We start from the raw sequence: 16,626 nt of genomic DNA, 5'->3' as shown, positions 1-16,626 counted from the left end.
GCTTCCCACCCGCGCGGTCAGTGGTTGACAGGTAGGTGGGTGCCGTTGACCCGGGCCGGTAGTGCCGGCGTGTGCGGGTTGGCGGGTTCGCCCAGTTCGGCCAGGAGCTGCCCGGCGATGTCCGGGCTGATGGACAGCCGGCCGGCGAGCTGGGCGGCGGTGATGGGCTGGCCGGTGGTCTGCCGGTGGTTGACCACCGCGTAGCGGGCGGTCGGCAGCAGATGCACCGGAACGTCCGGCACAAAGGTTGGCGGCGCGGTAGCCGCCGGTACCGTCACCATTTCCGGTTCAGTGGCCGATGTGGCGTCAGGCCGACTGTCCTGGTTGGACTCGGCAGGCACATCGACGGTCTTGTCCTGTGTGGAGGTTTTGACCGGGGCCAGGACGAGTTTGACTAGGGCCATGAATGCCAGTGCTGGCACGGCCGACAGCAGCCAGCCGGACAGGCCGGGTTTGGCGACCGCGAGCTGTGCGGCCAGTGATAGGCAGGCGGCGGCGATGAGCAGCGCCATCGGGTAGCCGATCGGGCCGCCGTGTCGTTTGCGGCGGCGGATGGTTAGCAGGCTGGCGATCGGGACGAGTTCGGAGATGACGGCGTTGGCCCAGCCGAACCAGGTGCCGGTGCCAGGTGGGGAGTTGTCGAGGGTCCAGTCCTTGACGTGGGTGAACGAGGCCGCGCCGGCAAAGACGCCGACGACCAGGACGATGAGGACCAGGACGCCACCCTCAAGCCGGACCCCCCGAGCCGGGCGGGTCGGAGTGGGTTTAGTGGTGGTGGAGGACATGGAATGTCGCCTCCTGTGGGGTGTGCATCTTGATGAGGTCGACCACGCCGGTGCAGGTGGGGCAGAAGACCGGGGCCAGGCCCTGTCCGATGAGGTCTTCGACCAGGCAGCCCAAACACTGAAAGTCGGCCGAGAACAGGCCATAGCCACGGCAGCCGTCGCAGCGGGCGAAGCAGTACGGGCAGGGAATGAACACCGGCCCCAACATCGGGTGGATGCCGTTGGGGGTGTTGCCCTCAAAGCACCAGTGGCAGCCGGGAACGTCCGGGGTGACATCGATGGGGTCAGGCGTGGTCATCAGGGACCTCCCATCCGGGGTCGGTGTGGTAGATGGCGTCGGTGGGAGGCTCGTAGAAGCCGCCCTCGTTGTAGGACAGGTCGCGGTGGCCACAGCCGGAGCAGGTGACGGCATGGACGGTGATGCCGGGTTGGTCGAGGTCAGGCCACTCGACATAGACGTCAGCGCTGCACATGCAGAACTCGTCCGTTGTGGACGGAGGGTCCGGGATGGTGGTCATTAGTTGACCTCCGGGTTGCAGTCGAGGCATTCGCCGGTACGGCGGGGGATGTAGTAGTCCTTGACCTGCTCGCAGGTCGGACAGGTCCGCCGGGCCAGCAGCGCCTTGGACACCGCGATGAGCTGTGCGTCAGTCGGCTCGCGCTTGGGCTTGGCCAGGTCGCGGCGGTAGAGGTAGGCGATCCGGCGGTGTTTGCGGTGCCGCCACAGAATTTGCGCGACGACGGGTTGACCGGCCGGGCGTAGGCCAGCTGCGCGGAGTTGGCGACGGGTTACCAGGCCGTCGGGGGCGCAGTGGTAGGGGAAGGTGGGGAACCCGAACCGTTTGCCGTCCGGGTCGTAGAACTCCAGGAAGAAGCCGCGATGGTCGACCAGGAAATCCAGGTCCCGGTTTCGCAGCATCATGTCGGCCGTAGCGGTGGTCATCGGCGATCACCGCCGGGTGTGGCCTGTTCGGCGTCGTACTTGTCGAACAGACGCCGGATTTCGGTCATTGCCTCTTCGGCGGTGAGGGGTACGAAGTCGGGGAAGTTGGGATCGGGCATGGTGGCGTCAACCCAGCCCCGGATCCTGCCGACGAGGTCGGCGTAGCGACACGCTTGCTCGAACACCGCGTCGTACACGGCGGCGTGACCGGTACGGGTCATGACTCGTCACCGCCCCACCGCTGTTGCGCGGCCTGGCGGCTGATACCGAGTCGGGTGCCGATCTCGGCCCAGGAGTAGCCGTGCCGGCGTAGGCCGTTCACGGCCTCAGCGATGACGATGTCGAGCACAGTGGACAGGGCCACCAGGTCGATGAGTGCCTCGACATCGCCGGTAGCGACCCGCTTGCCGTGGGCGCGAAGGATCCGGCGGGCGAACGCGGCGAACTCGTCGTTCTCCACGACCATCCGGCGACGCGGCCGGGAGGCCTTAGCTGTCAATACCGGCTTGACGGTGTTCATGCGTTATCACCGCCCGGCAGATTCAGCACCGGCAGCGGCGCGTGCGTGCGTTCCCATTCGTCTGCGGCGGCCAACAGCGCCGCGTGAACCTGGGTAAAGGTGCGGTCGGGGTCGTCGTTCCAGTCGCCGACCGAGGGGCCTTCCCATTCCTCTTGGTCCTCGGTGGGTGCCGGCTTGGCGCCGACCAGGTTGAGGTAGTCGTTGAAGAAGGCGCTCGCGCGGCGGAAGTCGCGCATCTCGACGTTGTGGCCGGTGTCCGGGATGCGCTTGCCGAAAGCGGCCATGCCCATGCCGCCCTGAGCGCAGGCGGCCGGGGTCAAATTGGTGGGGTTTTCGTCGGCGTAGAGGGAGCCCTGGTGCCAGCCGTGCAGCTGGAGGTAGCAGGCGGCGCCGCGCAGGATTTCGGCCGGCGTCACCTCGCCGAGGTCGGTGATGCCGAGCAGACCGGCCAGACGAGGCGGTCGAGGTCCGTTGACGTTGGTGGACGGTTTTTGCGTAGGCTTCATGGCAGCCACGTCCTTTCGGAAGGTGGTCAGGAGGTCGACAGCGCCGGCTTGCTTGCGAGGCGTGTTCCGGTGCTGTCGGCCGAGAACGTTGGGGGCGCCAGTTAGGCGGCCATTTCCCACTCGCGGCGGTGGCCGTTGAGGCCGGCCGGATTGGTGGGGCGGCGGATCCATTCGGCGTAGTCGACGATGTTGTAAATCTGCTCGTCGGTCAGGTAGGCCGTCTTGACCAGGCGAGGAACGCCTCGCTCGGCCAGCAGCAGGACGGCGCCGGGATTGGTGGGTGGGATGTCGACGGCGTTATAGCCGCGGTCGGCCCAGTCCTGCCCGAGCACGATGTCGGAGGAGTTGCGGCTAGTGCAGCGGAACGCGGCGCGGTAGCCGAACTGGTCCCGCAGGCTGGCCGGGATCATGTCCCAGGACGGGCGTTGGGTGGCGGCCACGACGGGCATGCCGCAGGCACGGCCGAGGAAGACCAGACCCCGGATCAGGGTGGCGAACTCCTCTTGCTGGGCCTTGGTGCCCAGTAGCGTCACATAGACGGCGAGTTCGTCGATGATGGTGACGATGACGGACAGGTCATCGGTGGGTAGCACCTTGCGGCGCCGCTGGGCCAGCAGCCAGTAGTAGCGGTTGATGGCGACCTTCAGCAGTCGCCGTAGGACTGACAGCGCTTGGTCGATGTCGTAGCCGACGAACGCGTCGGCGAGGTTGCGGTAGGCGCCGAGCTCGACGAGCTTGCCGTCGAACAGCACCAGCCGGGTGTTAGCGGCCAGGGTGGCGTGGCAGGCCACGTTGTTGAGCAGGCCGGACTTGCCGCCGCCGGATTCTCCGCCGGCGAGCAGGTTGTGGTAGACGATGTCGAGGTAGACCGGTTCGCCGAATTCGTCGATGCCCGCGAACATGGGGTCGAACATGGACAGCGACGGCCCGACCGGTACCCGGTCCCTACCAAGGGGATCGGTGATGGTCATGATGTGTGGTTGCTCCCTCGGTTGAGGCGAGCCGGGGGTGCGAGAAACCCCAACCCGTGTCAGGGTTTCCCGCGCCCGGTCGAGTGTGGACAGATGAGGTAGACGGACCTGTCTCAGATCCAGTCGGAGACGTCCTCACCGTCGGCGCCGTTGGCTGTCGAGGCGGCCGGAGCCGGTTGGGGTTGCGGCCTAGGTGACGGCCGGGACGGCGAAGCGGTGTCGGGTTCGTCGGCTGGCACGTCGGGCAGGTCCAGACCGCCGAGGTTGGCGGTAGCCGCGGGCGTGCGGGTCTTCGGGATGCCGAGGTCGTCCATGTCCGGGACCTCGTCGACCAGTCCAGAGCGGACCGTGCCGGTCAGCACCTCGCGGCGTTTGATGTCAACCCGCAGGTAGGCGGCGTTGCGGTTGGATGCGCGCTCGACCGTGATCGAGGCCGCCCAGCAGGCGACGGCGATCTTGTCGAGCCGGGTCTCCAGGTCCCGAAGGGACAGCCCGGGGCGTAGGTAGATCCAGACGCGTTCCCCGACCGGGGTGGGACGTGCCCACAGGATCAGCGGGAGGGAGCCGGATCGGTTGGCGATGATGAACTGGTTGAAGCACACCCGCAGCCGGTGCCGGACGATGACGCACCAGGCGAACGCCTTCAGTCGGCGTCGGACCGGTCCGACGCACGCCGGCACACCGGCCAGGACGGTGACCACGATCAGGTGCACGACCAGGTTGGTGTGCGTGGCCAGAGCGGTCCAGCCGTAGACCAGCACGGTCGCGGCGATGATTTCGGTGGCCCACCACCACAGCACCCGCAGCACCGGCCAGATCAGCACGAACGCACCCACCAGCACGGCGACGGTGGCGCCGATGACCGTGCCCAGCAGGATGCCGAGGATCGGGTGCAGGTACGACGAGGCGACCGTCGCGGCGAGAATGCCGACAACGACGGCGGTGACGATGAACGCCAGCTTGGCTTTGCGGATCGAGGAACGGTGCACCCGGTCTTCGATAACCGTCACCGTTGAGCCTCTGCCGCCGAACAGGCGACCAGGGTTAGACTTGGACACGAGTTGTCCTCCCTCTACGCGGGATGGATGGGCGGGGGTCGGCAGGTTGCGAGCCAGTGCCGGCCCCTCGCCACGTCTGACGGATTACTTCGCGATCACCACTGGTGTGATCGGCGGACCGGAAACGTCGGAAGAAGTCCGTTCCCGGGCCTGTCTGGGTTTGATGGGTTAGCGGACCGTCAGGCCGCTAAACGGTGCGGTGCAGCCACGGACACCGATGGCGAACACAGCACGACGTACAAAGGATCTACTTCGCCGAAGCGCCAGCCGCCGGCTTCAGCTCCGTCGCGCGGTACGCGATGCCCGAACGCCCGTTGGTCGCCCACGGAATCGCCTCCCACTGGATCGGGTGAACAAGCTGCCCAACCGTCACGCCCGGCTTCTCACCAGCCGTCGTAACGGTGAGCACCTCGCCACCGGTCTCGTCCAGCACGAAGACCTGAGTCGACCACATGAGCCGGCCCGTACCCTTCTCCGACCGCTGATTGCCGTTCTGGTCGTTCTTCGGCTCGGGGTCCTTCGACACCGTCACCTGCTTGCCCTTGGCGTCCACGTACAACTTCACGATGTACCTCCCAGATCTTGAGCGCGTCCCCTCTGGACGACTGCTCGGGGTCGAGCTACGTCGCTCGTGAATCCAATGACAGCGCCTGACGGCAGGGTGCAGCCAGATCAGACGGTTAACAGGAACCGAGAGTTACCTGTTAACAGGCCTCGATTTGTCGGCCGTATCAGCCATACTGCTTGGAGCGAGCCTGTTACCCGATTCGAGCGAGGAGAGCATGCCGCCCAAGACTGTTACGGACGCCGCGACGCCGCTCCAGCGAGCACGCTTGGAGCTGGGGTGGAAACAGTCACGCGTGATCGCCGAACTGCTGGCACATGCACGCCGGCATCAGATGACCATCGCTACGCCCGCCAGCCTGAAGACGATGGTGTCACGATGGGAGAATCACGGCGGGCAAGTGGACGCCGTCTACCGTCGCCTCTTCTGCACCATCTACGGACGCGACGAAGAAGAGCTGGGTTTTGCCGACGAGCACCGCGGCGGGTCTCCGCAAGTGGCGCCCACATTGGACGGTGAAACCGTTGACTACTTCCGGAGCGTCTTCGACCAGCATGTTCGCGCTGACAACCTAATGGGCCCGCATCATTTAGTCGACGTTGTTCGCGCACAAGCGACGCTGCTTGATGACGTCCTGCCAAGAGCGAAGAACGAGGTTCGCGCCGATCTGCTTCTGCTCGCCTGTCGGTACAACGAATTGACAGGCTGGCTCTACCAGGATGCCGGCGATGCCGCGAATGCGATGCTGTACTCGGATCGCGCGATGGATTACGTCATGGCCATCAACGATCCAACTGAAACGGCTTACCTGTTGATGCGAAAATCGAACATCGCATGCGACCTTGGCAGTCCGGACAGAGCACTTGGCTTGGCCTCCGCCGGTCTTCGCGAGGCCGGACGTATCGCGCCGCGTATCCGGGCCGCGATCCTCGGACAGCAGGCACGCGCGTTCGCTCTTCGTGGCGAGGCTGACGCGTGTGCGCGATCCCTGGACGCTGCGATGCGGGAGGTAACTCGCCCAGACGCTGAGGCAGACAGCGTCGCGAAGTACTGCACACCGGAGTACATGCAGATGCAGTCGGCGACCTGCTGGGCAGCGTTGAACGTGCCCGACCGAGCGATTCCCGTCTTCGAGCAGGCACTGACGACGTGGCCGACCTTCCAGCGACGCGATCAGGGCATCTGCTTGACACGGCTGGCATCAGCTCACGCTGCACGGGGAGACAAGGAGAGCGCGTGCAGGATCGGTGCCCATGCAGTCAGGACCGTCCGCACCGCTACCTCAGCTCGTGCGCTGCGAGACCTGCGGGAGCTCCGGGAACGACTGGTGCCATGGCGTCGGGATGAGGAAGTATCGAGCCTGAGCCACGAGATCAAGAAGCTCGCGCAAGGGTAGCTGAAGGAAGTGCATGACCGTTGATCAACCTCATCACGACCGCAACGGCCGAAGATGAGCGTCGGCGCGACGCGGCCGTAGCCGTCCTGCCAGTAGGTAGCTTCGAGCAGCACGGCGCCTTCCTACCGCTGGTGACCGACACCGTGGTCGCCTGTGCGATCGCTCGTCAGCTCGCCGAGGCCTATCCCCTGTTGTTGCTACCTCCTCTCACCGTTTCGTGCTCTCAAGAACACGCCTCTTGGCCCGGCACGGTCAGCATCAGCGCCCGCACCTTGCACCTGATGATTGAAGACATCGCAGGATCACTGCGGCGTTCAGGCGTTGAACGCGTGGTCCTCGTCAACGGCCATGGCGGCAACTACGTCTTATCCAACGTCGTGCAGGAATACACGGCCACGCACGGCCCTACGATGACGTTGTTCCCGATGGGTCGGGACTGGGACCGAGCGCGGGCTGAATCGGAGATGGTGACCGACAGCCACGAAGACATGCACGCTGGTGAGCTAGAGACTTCGCTCCTGCTACACGTAGCTCCTGAGCTAATTCGCCCTGGCAACGAAGCTGCCGACTGGATTGCCAACGACAGGCCGCACCTGCTGACGCTTGGGATGGGCGCGTACACCACGAGCGGTGTCATCGGCAGGCCGTCACTCGGAACAGCCGAGAAGGGTAAGGCAGCGCTCCATAGCTTGACCACATCCTTCGCTGCACACCTTGAGTTGATCAGTCCGCAGTAGTTCGACATCCACCCGTGACGCTTCAACGCTGAGGGTCGTCGGTAGCCTCGGTTTCAACAAGAGTCGGCCTTCGGATCGCGCGCAGCCGCAGCAGTTGATTGTTCCCTCGTTCGGTCAAGCGCCAGTAGGTGTGCGTGTCACTGGGGGGTCGACGCTTGGTCCCTCCGACGATTAACCCGAGTGCCGTAAGCTGCACCTTCACATCGTTGAAACTCTCTATGGTCACCTCGGCCTCATAGACCTGGCCGACCTCGCCGTCATCGTTCGTGCCCGAGTCTTCGCCTTCTTGGTCGGTCTTCTTGTCACCCCCATTGTCGGAGTCATCGGCCTCGCTATCGCTCGACTTCTGCGTCAGCAGTTCATCGCGTGACATTTCGAGACACAGTGCGGACAAGCGTTCCATTAAGTGTTCCTCGGAGGCCTCGTCCATCAGTTCGGGACCGAGATGCCTGAAAACCCGGTTCCACGTTGGGGTAACGGTCCATCGACCCTGGGCACGGCTACTCCGATAGGCCTTGCCTGCGTCGATCACGCGCTGCCAATGAAACTCCAGGATGCACTCAATGTGAGCGGTCTCCTCGCCTTGCACCAAATCCGACGTGTTTATCGCTGACGCATGCTGGCGCTGCTCGTCCTTCAGGTCCGCCGACAGTTCTCTGACTTTGGCCCGCAGCTCGGCAAGCTCAGCCTTCACCTCGGGTGTCATGGCTTCGCTCGCCCTGATCCATCCTTCGGCGGGGTGCGACTTGCGGATCTGAATCATCGCCAACGCAACCTGTCCCTTCAGGTCGCCCAACTCGTTCCAGAACTTCACCATCCGCCGCTCGGTCTTCTGGCGGAAGGCGTCCAGTTTATTGCGCAGGTCGCTCTCAAGGTCCAGCTTCTCGCCGATCAGCTTGCCGGGATCACCGTGTAGGAACGCCATGACCGGCTTCCCGGCCTCCACGGCGTAGTCGTACTCCATCTCGGTGTACGACAGGTTTGCTTCGGCGTCAACGCTGCCGTACCGGCCACCAATGATCACCACGTAATAGTCGCAGAGGTCGATGACCCGCTTTATGAGGTCAAACTTGTCGCTGTCGGAAGCCGGGAACATCTCCATGCCTGCCGGGATGCAGTCAGCTTCGAGAAGGGTCTGAATCACCGCCGCACGCTCCTCAACCAGGTCCTTGAACGTGCTGCTGACGAACACCTGCTCGCGCCTCTCCACGGTCATGCCGGGAAGGGTAGGCGTCCAACGGTCGGAATGTCATGCCGGCGATGCGAGTGTCAACCATCAGCCATGACCCCGACGGGGCTGCCTGTCCGGCCGCGGACTGCCAGCATGTCCAGCCAGCTGCCGGTCGCCAGCGATGCCGGGCGATGCCGGGCAGGCGATGCCGGGCACGACTGCCGGCTGTGCCCTGTGAGAACTTTCTGTACGTCTTCAAGGCGGCCCGAAACGGGCCGCCCGCGCCGCCGACTGGGCGCGTGCCCGCGGCTCCCTCGGCCGGTCGCCACGGTCACGCCTAACGCCCGTCGGCTGGCGCGAGGAGAACGCCCCTCGGGACAGCCGAAGATCGACAGACTGAGCCGAGGGTTCGTGATGTTGCTGGGCCGGCAGCCGGCCGGCGAGCTGGCGCGCGGCGTGGTCGCCGCGCGGGCGTCGTCGGCGAGGTTACGCGCCGTGGGGTGGTTGGGCTTACTGCGCCTCCGGCGGGGGCGCTCCGGCTCCGGGATGCCGGAGGACCGCGGGCGGGTCGCGGTCCGTGGGTGGGCGCTCGGCCGTCCCGTCTGCCATCGACCCGGGCAAGCCGAGCAGACCGCCGCCCGGGGCGCCAGCCGCCGTCCGACTGTCAAGGTCCGCTTGACGTGGCGCCCCGGGCGGCGGCCCGCTCCCCTCTTCGGGCGGGTCGACGGCAGACGGGATGTCTGGATCGGTTTTTGTGCGAGACCAGAGGCTCGGGGTGCGCCAATTGATCGTGTACATATATACGATTAACGTAACAATAGGTATGAAGGCGAGAAGCCCGAATGAAAGTCCTACAACGAGAGTTACGAACTTCACACCAAACAAGGGATCGTTATTATGTGTCAGTACATCCAGGCATGCGAGTTCCGCCCACACGGCAAGGCCCATTACAATGAAGTAGACAAAGCCCATCACAAACTCCAAGAAGAGCCTGCGTGGAAGTCGCTTTCGTTCCCGTTCATGTAGCCTATTGTTTGCCAATTGAGTGCGAATCCGGCCAATAACCCGCGTGTGAGTATTGAGTTCAACGGCTGCGGCGAACGCTAGTACAGGAAGAATCTGTGCCGCAGTAGCAGCGAAGGTCTCCGTGAATTCCACTCTGGCATTATGGCAAGGTTCCGCCAATACGCGTCGGTCGATCGAGTCGTCTTGAGTGACTAACTGGGTGACAACGGGAGAGCGCATGACCGGACGCCCGTGGACGTCGATGGACTCATCGGCCCAGGTCAGGCTACGGCCGGTGCAGGTCTCGCGATCCATGATCGTTGCCTGGGGGTCAAGGAACCATCCGTGAGATCTCAAGCTCTCGGGTACAGATCACCATCTGTCCGGGAGGCAACGGGCGAACCGCAAGATCAGCGCTAAACCTCGTCCCGTCGCTCTGGTTGCCGTGGATGGTAATGCGCGGCATTGACGCGGAATACAATGTCGGCCCTACCTTCGCCCATGCGTCCTGAAGTGCTTGCTCTCGCGCAGCGGCCAGCCTGCCCGCTTCTTCCCAGGAAGGTCGCACGCGCCGAGCGATGATCTTTACTTCTCCACCGTCGACCAGCCGCATGTTCCCCAAGGCATACATCTCGTCGAGCACCAGCCGGGTTTGGGTGCCGGCGGCCACGAACACGATCTCCACGTACACCCAGTAGCCATCGCCTGGATGTGGCGCAAAGACAACGTCGCCTCGCTCGACCTCCGGCCATCTACGCAAGTCAGTCCAGGGCACTATGATCGAATAGCCCCGGCGCCATCCCGCATCGAACGGTGGTGCTTGCTCCCAAAGGTCGATATGACGGCTAGCTCCCTCGGGAACGAAGGGCGCGGCCTTCGTGTCAGAGACGAAGGAGTAGGACCAGTTCCCGCTGGCGTGGAGGCTGATCTTCTGAACCCCCGCGATGCCTCGAGGCGCGAGATACACGTCAGTCGTGTGCTTCGGCGTCCAGATGCGCCAGGTGCTGGATCTCAGGCCCGTCAGCGTGCCGATGGCGAAACGAATCGTTCCGCCGGGTCCCACGTCCCTGGCGGCGCTGACTGTCGGTATCTCGCTGCTCATGGCCTCGCATACGGTACGGAGGCTTCGCGGCCGGAGTCCATCCACTTTGCGCTGCCCACGGTCGGCCTTGTTGGGCCGTCGTGGGGCCGTATGGGCCGTTGCCGGGCCGGCAGACGCCGACCAACGTTGACCAGCAACGACCATCGATGCCAAGAGAAGCAGCAGGTCAACGGCCTGCCGTCGAACGCGACCAGGGACACGACGGACGAGTCGGCCTGTACGCCGGATACTGCCTTGGCTACGCCGATCGCGCTCGACGATCCCGCCTCGCTGGCGCACTGAGATCCGGCACGGTGCCCTTCCGCTTGTCGGCAAGGTAGGCGCTTTCATGAGTCCCACCGACCATGCCCAACATGATGAGGTAGTACCGGTCGAGCTCGTCGGCGCAGACCTTGCACACCCAGCCGTATGGATACTTCTCAGACCTACAGCCAGCTCCACATCGTTCGCACGGTTCCTGCTTGCGCTTGGGTGTTGCGGCGGTCTCGGACACCGGGATGACCCCCGCGGCTGGGAGGGCCGGTTGTGACACGGCGGCAGGACGGCCCAGCGCTCGCCGCTCCCGGCGCCGTTGACGTCGTTCAGATGCCATGGACTCCTCCCCATCGAGAAGTGTGCGCCACTTGGGCAGGGCGCAGCCATCGAGATTCGTCGAGACGGCCAGTACAGCAGCGAAGTACAGCAACGCCAGCAACCGAACGAGGCTGGACGAGATCCGTGCAGACGGTCTGATCTCGTGAGCAACCTCAGGCGACCATGCCGCCAGCAGTTCACACCGAAGAGGTCACTGGTTCGATCCCAGTATCGCCCACCATAGTTGTAAGTGCGCGAACCACCTGGTTTCCGTCGAGGGCTGGCCCGTCGAGGGTCGGCCTTTCGTCGTTCCGGCGAGGGGGACTCGGAAGACTGGTCTGACCGCGTCGTCGCCGATGACGGTGATCTCGTGGACGAGGGACTCGAAGAGGGCTTTGCGGGTTCGGGGGTTCCTGGCTTGTGAGGATTTCTCGGATTGCGTTGCTGATCGCGGCTAGATCGGCTGGGCTGAGTGCCTGTGGTGGTTGGTCGAGTTGGAGTTGGAGTTCGGCCTTGCGGCCGCGTAGCTGCCGGGCCTGGTCCTCGAGTCGGGCGAGCCGGTGACGGATCTGAGTGTCGTCATCGTCGAGTGCGCCGCGTTCGAACGCGATCAGGTAACGGTCGGTGGCTGCGGCTGCCTCGTGTAGTTCGCGCTCGACGCTGGCGAGCTGGGCGCGTAGGTCGCCGGTCGCGGCGGTGTGGCGCTCCTGGAAGGTGGTGAGGGCTTGGCTGATGAGGTCGTCGCGAGTGGTGTAGAAGTCGAGCAGTGCCGTGGTGATGGCTTCTTCGATCTCGTCGGCGTTGAAGCGGTGGACGTCGCAGCCGGCCTTGGTGCCGTAGCGGGCGCGGCTCCAGCAGGTGTAGTAGCGGTAGGTCTTGTACCGGCCTTTGGCGGCGGTGCCGATGTAGCCGCGTCCGCATTGCGGGCAGCGGATCTTGCCGGTCAGGGCGTAGTCGGAAGGGTTGGCGGCGCGGCTGCCGACTTCGGTCGACCGTTTGCCGAGGATGCGCTGGGCGAGGTCGAACTGCTTCTCGGTGATGATGGCCTCGTGGGCGTCGGCGACGACGATGTCACGGAAGCTCTTCTCGCCCAGGTAGGTGCGGTTGGTGACGATCAGTTCGACGGTGTGGGCGGACCACGCCTTGATACGTCCAGCGGCAACGACGTAAAACAACCACATCGGATCGATCAGCGGCGGATCCGGTATCGAGACCGCAACACGCAGGCATGTGACTGTCGACCACGATCCGGCGGCTGCGCGAACTCGTGGCCCATGCTGCGGCCACAGCTCGGCCAAGTTCGGCGACACCGAGCCGGGAAGCCTGAGCGGCGCTCGGCGAGATTGCCGAGGAAGCGAATCATCGGGCACCCGCACCAGAGCCGGGTCATCAAGGCGCTCACGAACGTCGCCGGGATGGCCATGCCCGTCGGCGCGCGTATGGCCGTCGAGTTCTGAGTACCGGCTGCAGGGTTGGGCGTTGCCCTCGCCCGGATCGCTTTCCCCGGCTTCGTGACCCGTTACGGCCGGGTGTCCGGTCGGCGGAGGCGGTGACTACGCCAACGCCGCCCACGTCCTCGCGGGACTGCCTGCCGGCAGCGAGGTCGGCGGCACAGGTGCGGATGGCGCGAGCTGGCACGTACGCACCCTGGACCCGGTGGGGCAGGGGTGGGTCCGATGCCCGCTGACCGATCCGGCGTCCGCCGTCACGTCCACAGCGAAATGGGCCGGCCGCCGCCGCTGCGGACGTATTCGTGGTCGCCCGCACCGATCGGCTGCGGGCGTACGCCGCCGGGAAGCTGATGTATTACCGAGTGCCGTCCGGCCGGCTCGAGACCGACGACGTGGTGCAGCACACCCGCCGAGATGCTCGACCGGTGGGCCGAGATTCGGGAGCTGCAAGATGCATGTTTCACCGTCGCCCGCCGCAACACCTTCCGCGCCGCGAAGGACCGCAGCCGGTTCGCCGGTGTGCCATGCGGCGACGAGCCGTATCGGCAATACGACCTGGACCCGCCTCCCGCTAACTGGATGCCGGTCGACGGCTCAGGGTAGGGCAATTGGCTTTGTTCGTGAGTTCCGGCACCAGGTGTCGCTGAGTTTCGGCACCAGCGAGATCTCACCGAGCTCGATGTTCGCTAGTTTGGGCACCACCCGTCGCTGGGCACGGGGTGCACCGTCGTAGGCTAGCGCACCGGTAACGCACGGTGACGCGCCTGAAGGTGGGACGCGCCTTGTCTGCACAGAAGAGCACACGTGATCAAGGCTCACGTATCGTTCAAGAATCAGCTGGCCCACCACGGATCTACGATGCGGGTCTGTGGGGACGATGCCGGCTGTCTCGAGGCGTTGCTCCAACCGGTTGTAGCGGACTGCGTTGTCGACCAGGTTGTCGAGCATCCGTTCCAGCAGGACGGGTTCGCCGCTGACCGGCGCCGGTCGCAGATCCGTTGACCGGCAAATTCGGTGGTGGTCGGGATGCACCAGCAAGGTCAAGATCAGCGGCGGTTCAGATCACGCTAGCTACAGAGCGAGCCTTCTACCCGACGAGCGTCCAACGTGACCTCAAGCTCCGGCCCCAGCGGACCGTGGTGAGACGAAATCCAAGCATCGGCAACTCGCTCACCGAATAGCTTGCAGTATCGCACGGAGCAAAGGAGGCCGGGTCGTCGCCGTCGTCCTTTTCCCCGTTGGTCAGCCAACCGGCGGCCGTGGCAGGTGGAGTGAACCGCTCCCGTAGCTGCGCCAAGTTGTACACAGTGGGCACCGTGTACAACCGAGTCACCTGGGCGAACTGCGGGTTCGTCGGAGAGCCGCCGTGCCCGTTGTCACAGTCATAGGTTGTTGCCTTCGCCTCGCTGAGGTGGCCGCCCTCGGGCGTCGCTGAATAGAGCGGATCATCCTCAAACATCTCGATCATCGCCCCCTGATCGCCGGTGGTGAAACACACCAGAGGCGCCAGCACGTTGTTTCGCACAACGACGAACCATCCACAGACGCTGACCGCGGCGATCACCGCGACACTGATTACGATCGACGTCCACCGCGGCCTCGCCATGCCACCCCTCCAAAGATCACCACCAATCGAGGCACGACAGCATCCTAACCACGCCGCATACCACCCACGGCACGGTGAGTATCACGCCCGCACCGCGCACTGCTTTGCTGGCGACGTCAGATATTCCAACCGTCCGAATGCCTTCTCGTCTCGGGTAGTGCGGGTCAGCCGTTGTTACACGGACGGGTCCCAGGCGATGAGCTGGTCGAAGATGCGACGGTCGCCGTCCAGCTCCAGCTTCAGCGAATCCGGCGGTATGCGGCCGTAAAAGAACAGGACCAGGTCACTGGCCATGCCCCGGGCGGAGGCGTCGGCCGTGTCCGGGTCCTCGCTGGCAGCCGGCGCGCCGAGGCGGGCGGCCCATGCGCCGTCGCGGGACAGCCGAAGGCGCCAAGAGCGGCCCTCGGTGGCGTAGTAATCCACGACGGCGGGTTCATGCGGCCAGGCGACATCCGTCGAGCAGAGGGTGAACTGGCAGTCGTCGAAACCGTCGAGGGCGACCTCCTCCGGCAGCGGCTGCGGGGCACCCACGGTGAGCTGGACATCGTAGGTGTGCACCGCGATCTCAGGAACCTGGCGCCGTGCCCATGCACCGGAGGTTTGCGGTGACTGCGAGTCACCCCACCACGTCCAACAACCGCGGTCCGGGCCGGCCTCACGCAGCGCGCTCGTCAGTCGCTCCACGGACTCGGTCCACCAGGCCAACAGAGCCTCGCGTTCCCGAAGCGCACCCGTGCCGTCCTCCCAAGCAAACTTCTCCGGGGGAGCGTCTGCAGGCCCTGCGGCCACGATGGCAGCTGCTTTGCGGCGGGCCATGCCCACGTGTTGCACGAGATCGAACAGCGTCCACTCGGGATGGGTCGGAACCTGCATGTCGAGGCTGGGCGCCGCAGCGACCGCGGCGCGGAAGGCGGTCGACCCTTCGTCAATCAGCCGCAGATGATCAGAGAACGTGAGAAATCTGTGCACCCGGCTTTCTATCACTGTGCTCCGACAACCGGACAGCGATTTTCACAGCCGACGCGGCGGGCGCCGCGGCGCTGGCGCGCCAGGGTTCCACCTGCCGTGACCTGCACCGTCACGATGAAAAAGGCTGCGTGTTGGCTGATCAGTTCACGAAATTCGGCGAGGTGGGTGTCGAGGTTTGCTGTGCGCCGGTTCGCCTCGGGAGCCCAGGAGCTTCCAGATTCCCAGCAGAGGCAGAACTAGCGGGGATGCCCAAGCTGCACGATGACCCTGCGCCCCGCTAGGCTGCCTGACCGCGCGCAGGAGCCGGCGGCTGAGTCAGCGGAGGATGCGGTAGCGGATGTGGGTGGCCTCCGGGGTGTCGATCACCCGGATGATTTCCAGCTCGACGCGCGACGGCAGCACCTCGAACAGACGCCGGCCGCCGCCGAGTAGCACCGGGATCTGGTGGATCAGCACTTCGTCCAGCACGCCGGCCTCGATCGCGCGCTGCGCGGTGTACGCGCCGATCACGTGCACGTTGCGGTCGCCGGCGGCCGCCTTGGCTTGGGCCATCGCGCTTTCGATGCCGTCGGTGACGTACTTCACCAGCGGGTAGTTCGCGACCGACGGGTCCGGTGGGCGGTGGCTGAGCACGAAGGCGGGGGTCTTCCCGTCGCCGTGGTGGTCGCCGCCCCAATGGTCGGCTTGCTCGGCGGTACGCCGTCCGGACACGACCGCGCCAGTGGCGAGAATCTCGGCCATCACCGCCCCGCCCGGTCCGGACGTCCGGAAGGTCTGCCTGTCTGGGTCGAAGCCCCACTCGTGCAGGCGGCTGAAACCGTCGCCGCCCGGGTTGCTCGGGTTGTCGTTGGGGGCGGCGATGTATCCGTCGACCGACATTGACATGGCAAGCACTGATGACGACAACTCGTCCTCCTCCTCGGGCGATGTGGTCTTGCCCGTCCTAACAGGGTCAAGCTTGTTGGCGGTGGCTTTGTTCGTGAGTTCCGGCACCAGGTGTCGCTGAGTTTCGGCACCAGCGAGATCTCACCGAGCTCGATGTTCGCTAGTTTGGGCACCACCCGTCGCTGGGCCCGGGGTGCACCGTCGTAGGCTAGCGCACCGGTAACGCACGGTGACGCGCCTGAAGGTGGGACGCGCCTTGTCTGCGGCAGTTGAGTAAGCGCCCAGCCCGGCGGACCTCATCCGTAATGAACCGCCCCGGGTTCTGTGGAGACTTCAGTGGTTGACTCCAGCCACCGCGCGAGGCTGGTGTTGAGCGTAGTAGG

19 protein-coding genes are annotated in these 16,626 nt (G+C 65.0%); 3 read left to right on the top strand and 16 right to left on the bottom strand.

Features of this window, described 5'->3' with window-relative positions; genetic code table 11:
- Positions 1 to 17 precede the first annotated feature (17 nt).
- The 10 genes from AC5L36_RS32875 to AC5L36_RS32830 form a co-directional block, all read right to left on the bottom strand.
- Positions 18 to 785, bottom strand: coding sequence for a hypothetical protein (locus AC5L36_RS32875; RefSeq protein ID WP_441223841.1), 768 nt, complete (start codon positions 783 to 785; stop codon positions 18 to 20).
- Complete coding sequence (locus AC5L36_RS32870; RefSeq protein WP_441223840.1) at positions 766 to 1,083, bottom strand: hypothetical protein; 318 nt, start codon at positions 1,081 to 1,083, stop codon at positions 766 to 768. Before AC5L36_RS32870 ends, AC5L36_RS32875 begins: the two co-directional genes overlap by 20 nt.
- Positions 1,070 to 1,303: a hypothetical protein gene (locus tag AC5L36_RS32865; RefSeq protein ID WP_441223839.1), complete on the bottom strand. Its 234-nt coding sequence runs from the start codon at positions 1,301 to 1,303 to the stop codon at positions 1,070 to 1,072. Before AC5L36_RS32865 ends, AC5L36_RS32870 begins: the two co-directional genes overlap by 14 nt.
- A complete protein-coding gene (locus tag AC5L36_RS32860) occupies positions 1,303 to 1,704 on the bottom strand; it encodes an RRQRL motif-containing zinc-binding protein (protein ID WP_441223943.1) in 402 nt (133 codons plus the stop codon). Before AC5L36_RS32860 ends, AC5L36_RS32865 begins: the two co-directional genes overlap by 1 nt.
- A gap of 20 nt (positions 1,705 to 1,724) precedes the next feature.
- Positions 1,725 to 1,949, bottom strand: coding sequence for a hypothetical protein (locus AC5L36_RS32855; protein WP_441223838.1), 225 nt, complete (start codon positions 1,947 to 1,949; stop codon positions 1,725 to 1,727).
- Positions 1,946 to 2,248: a hypothetical protein gene (locus AC5L36_RS32850; protein WP_441223837.1), complete on the bottom strand. Its 303-nt coding sequence runs from the start codon at positions 2,246 to 2,248 to the stop codon at positions 1,946 to 1,948. The genes AC5L36_RS32855 and AC5L36_RS32850 overlap by 4 nt, the downstream gene beginning before the upstream one ends.
- Entirely contained in the window at positions 2,245 to 2,754 is a 510-nt protein-coding gene (locus AC5L36_RS32845; RefSeq protein ID WP_441223942.1) for a DUF6197 family protein, read from the bottom strand. The genes AC5L36_RS32850 and AC5L36_RS32845 overlap by 4 nt, the downstream gene beginning before the upstream one ends.
- Before the next feature lie 101 nt (positions 2,755 to 2,855).
- On the bottom strand, positions 2,856 to 3,725 hold the full coding sequence (locus tag AC5L36_RS32840) for an FtsK/SpoIIIE domain-containing protein (protein WP_441223836.1): 870 nt from the start codon (positions 3,723 to 3,725) through the stop codon (positions 2,856 to 2,858).
- Between the two features lie 113 nt (positions 3,726 to 3,838).
- Entirely contained in the window at positions 3,839 to 4,735 is an 897-nt protein-coding gene (locus tag AC5L36_RS32835; protein ID WP_441223835.1) for a hypothetical protein, read from the bottom strand.
- Between the two features lie 295 nt (positions 4,736 to 5,030).
- A complete protein-coding gene (locus AC5L36_RS32830) occupies positions 5,031 to 5,348 on the bottom strand; it encodes a hypothetical protein (protein ID WP_441223834.1) in 318 nt (105 codons plus the stop codon).
- Positions 5,349 to 5,643: 295 nt separating this feature from the next.
- Between AC5L36_RS32830 and AC5L36_RS32825 the strand changes: the two genes are divergently transcribed.
- Both AC5L36_RS32825 and AC5L36_RS32820 read left to right on the top strand, forming a co-directional pair.
- Entirely contained in the window at positions 5,644 to 6,744 is a 1,101-nt protein-coding gene (locus AC5L36_RS32825) for an NsdA family TPR-like regulatory protein (RefSeq protein ID WP_441223833.1), read from the top strand.
- A gap of 23 nt (positions 6,745 to 6,767) precedes the next feature.
- Positions 6,768 to 7,481: a creatininase family protein gene (locus tag AC5L36_RS32820; protein WP_441223941.1), complete on the top strand. Its 714-nt coding sequence runs from the start codon at positions 6,768 to 6,770 to the stop codon at positions 7,479 to 7,481.
- Between the two features lie 22 nt (positions 7,482 to 7,503).
- On the opposite strand, the gene AC5L36_RS32815 is transcribed toward AC5L36_RS32820, so the two are convergent.
- From AC5L36_RS32815 to AC5L36_RS32805, 3 genes are all read right to left on the bottom strand, one after another.
- Entirely contained in the window at positions 7,504 to 8,697 is a 1,194-nt protein-coding gene (locus AC5L36_RS32815) for a DUF4062 domain-containing protein (protein ID WP_441223832.1), read from the bottom strand.
- Positions 8,698 to 9,988: 1,291 nt separating this feature from the next.
- Positions 9,989 to 10,759, bottom strand: a complete 771-nt coding sequence (locus tag AC5L36_RS32810; RefSeq protein ID WP_441223831.1) for a hypothetical protein — start codon at positions 10,757 to 10,759, stop codon at positions 9,989 to 9,991.
- 770 nt (positions 10,760 to 11,529) lie between these two features.
- On the bottom strand, positions 11,530 to 12,630 hold the full coding sequence (locus tag AC5L36_RS32805; RefSeq protein WP_441223830.1) for a recombinase family protein: 1,101 nt from the start codon (positions 12,628 to 12,630) through the stop codon (positions 11,530 to 11,532).
- A 567-nt stretch (positions 12,631 to 13,197) separates the two neighbouring features.
- Between AC5L36_RS32805 and AC5L36_RS32800 the strand changes: the two genes are divergently transcribed.
- Positions 13,198 to 13,386, top strand: a complete 189-nt coding sequence (locus tag AC5L36_RS32800) for a hypothetical protein (RefSeq protein WP_441223829.1) — start codon at positions 13,198 to 13,200, stop codon at positions 13,384 to 13,386.
- 484 nt (positions 13,387 to 13,870) lie between these two features.
- Here AC5L36_RS32800 and AC5L36_RS32795 read toward each other — a convergent pair whose 3' ends face one another.
- From AC5L36_RS32795 to AC5L36_RS32785, 3 genes are all read right to left on the bottom strand, one after another.
- A complete protein-coding gene (locus AC5L36_RS32795; protein ID WP_441223828.1) occupies positions 13,871 to 14,347 on the bottom strand; it encodes a hypothetical protein in 477 nt (158 codons plus the stop codon).
- A gap of 216 nt (positions 14,348 to 14,563) precedes the next feature.
- The gene (locus AC5L36_RS32790) at positions 14,564 to 15,358 is read right to left on the bottom strand and encodes a maleylpyruvate isomerase N-terminal domain-containing protein (RefSeq protein ID WP_441223827.1); all 795 of its coding nucleotides are present in this window, start codon (positions 15,356 to 15,358) and stop codon (positions 14,564 to 14,566) included.
- 315 nt (positions 15,359 to 15,673) lie between these two features.
- A complete protein-coding gene (locus tag AC5L36_RS32785; protein WP_441223826.1) occupies positions 15,674 to 16,351 on the bottom strand; it encodes a dihydrofolate reductase family protein in 678 nt (225 codons plus the stop codon).
- Between the last annotated feature and the right edge of the window lie 275 nt (positions 16,352 to 16,626).

The organism is Phytohabitans sp. LZ39, from assembly GCF_059359075.1.
Note: the sequence above shows the minus strand (reverse complement) of the source record. Positions and strands in the feature narration are given on the sequence as shown.

Bases quoted from the DNA above. Each gene is read 5' to 3' on its own strand.
- AC5L36_RS32875 (WP_441223841.1), bottom strand. From the start codon at position 785: ATGTCCTCCACCACCACTAAACCCACTCCGACCCGCCCGGCTCGGGGG.
- AC5L36_RS32870 (WP_441223840.1), bottom strand. From the start codon at position 1,083: ATGACCACGCCTGACCCCATCGATGTCACCCCGGACGTTCCCGGCTGC.
- AC5L36_RS32865 (WP_441223839.1), bottom strand. From the start codon at position 1,303: ATGACCACCATCCCGGACCCTCCGTCCACAACGGACGAGTTCTGCATG.
- AC5L36_RS32860 (WP_441223943.1), bottom strand. From the start codon at position 1,704: ATGCTGCGAAACCGGGACCTGGATTTCCTGGTCGACCATCGCGGCTTC.
- AC5L36_RS32855 (WP_441223838.1), bottom strand. From the start codon at position 1,949: ATGACCCGTACCGGTCACGCCGCCGTGTACGACGCGGTGTTCGAGCAA.
- AC5L36_RS32850 (WP_441223837.1), bottom strand. From the start codon at position 2,248: ATGAACACCGTCAAGCCGGTATTGACAGCTAAGGCCTCCCGGCCGCGT.
- AC5L36_RS32845 (WP_441223942.1), bottom strand. From the start codon at position 2,754: ATGAAGCCTACGCAAAAACCGTCCACCAACGTCAACGGACCTCGACCG.
- AC5L36_RS32840 (WP_441223836.1), bottom strand. From the start codon at position 3,725: ATGACCATCACCGATCCCCTTGGTAGGGACCGGGTACCGGTCGGGCCG.
- AC5L36_RS32815 (WP_441223832.1), bottom strand. From the start codon at position 8,697: ATGACCGTGGAGAGGCGCGAGCAGGTGTTCGTCAGCAGCACGTTCAAG.
- AC5L36_RS32810 (WP_441223831.1), bottom strand. From the start codon at position 10,759: ATGAGCAGCGAGATACCGACAGTCAGCGCCGCCAGGGACGTGGGACCC.
- AC5L36_RS32800 (WP_441223829.1), top strand. From the start codon at position 13,198: ATGCTCGACCGGTGGGCCGAGATTCGGGAGCTGCAAGATGCATGTTTC.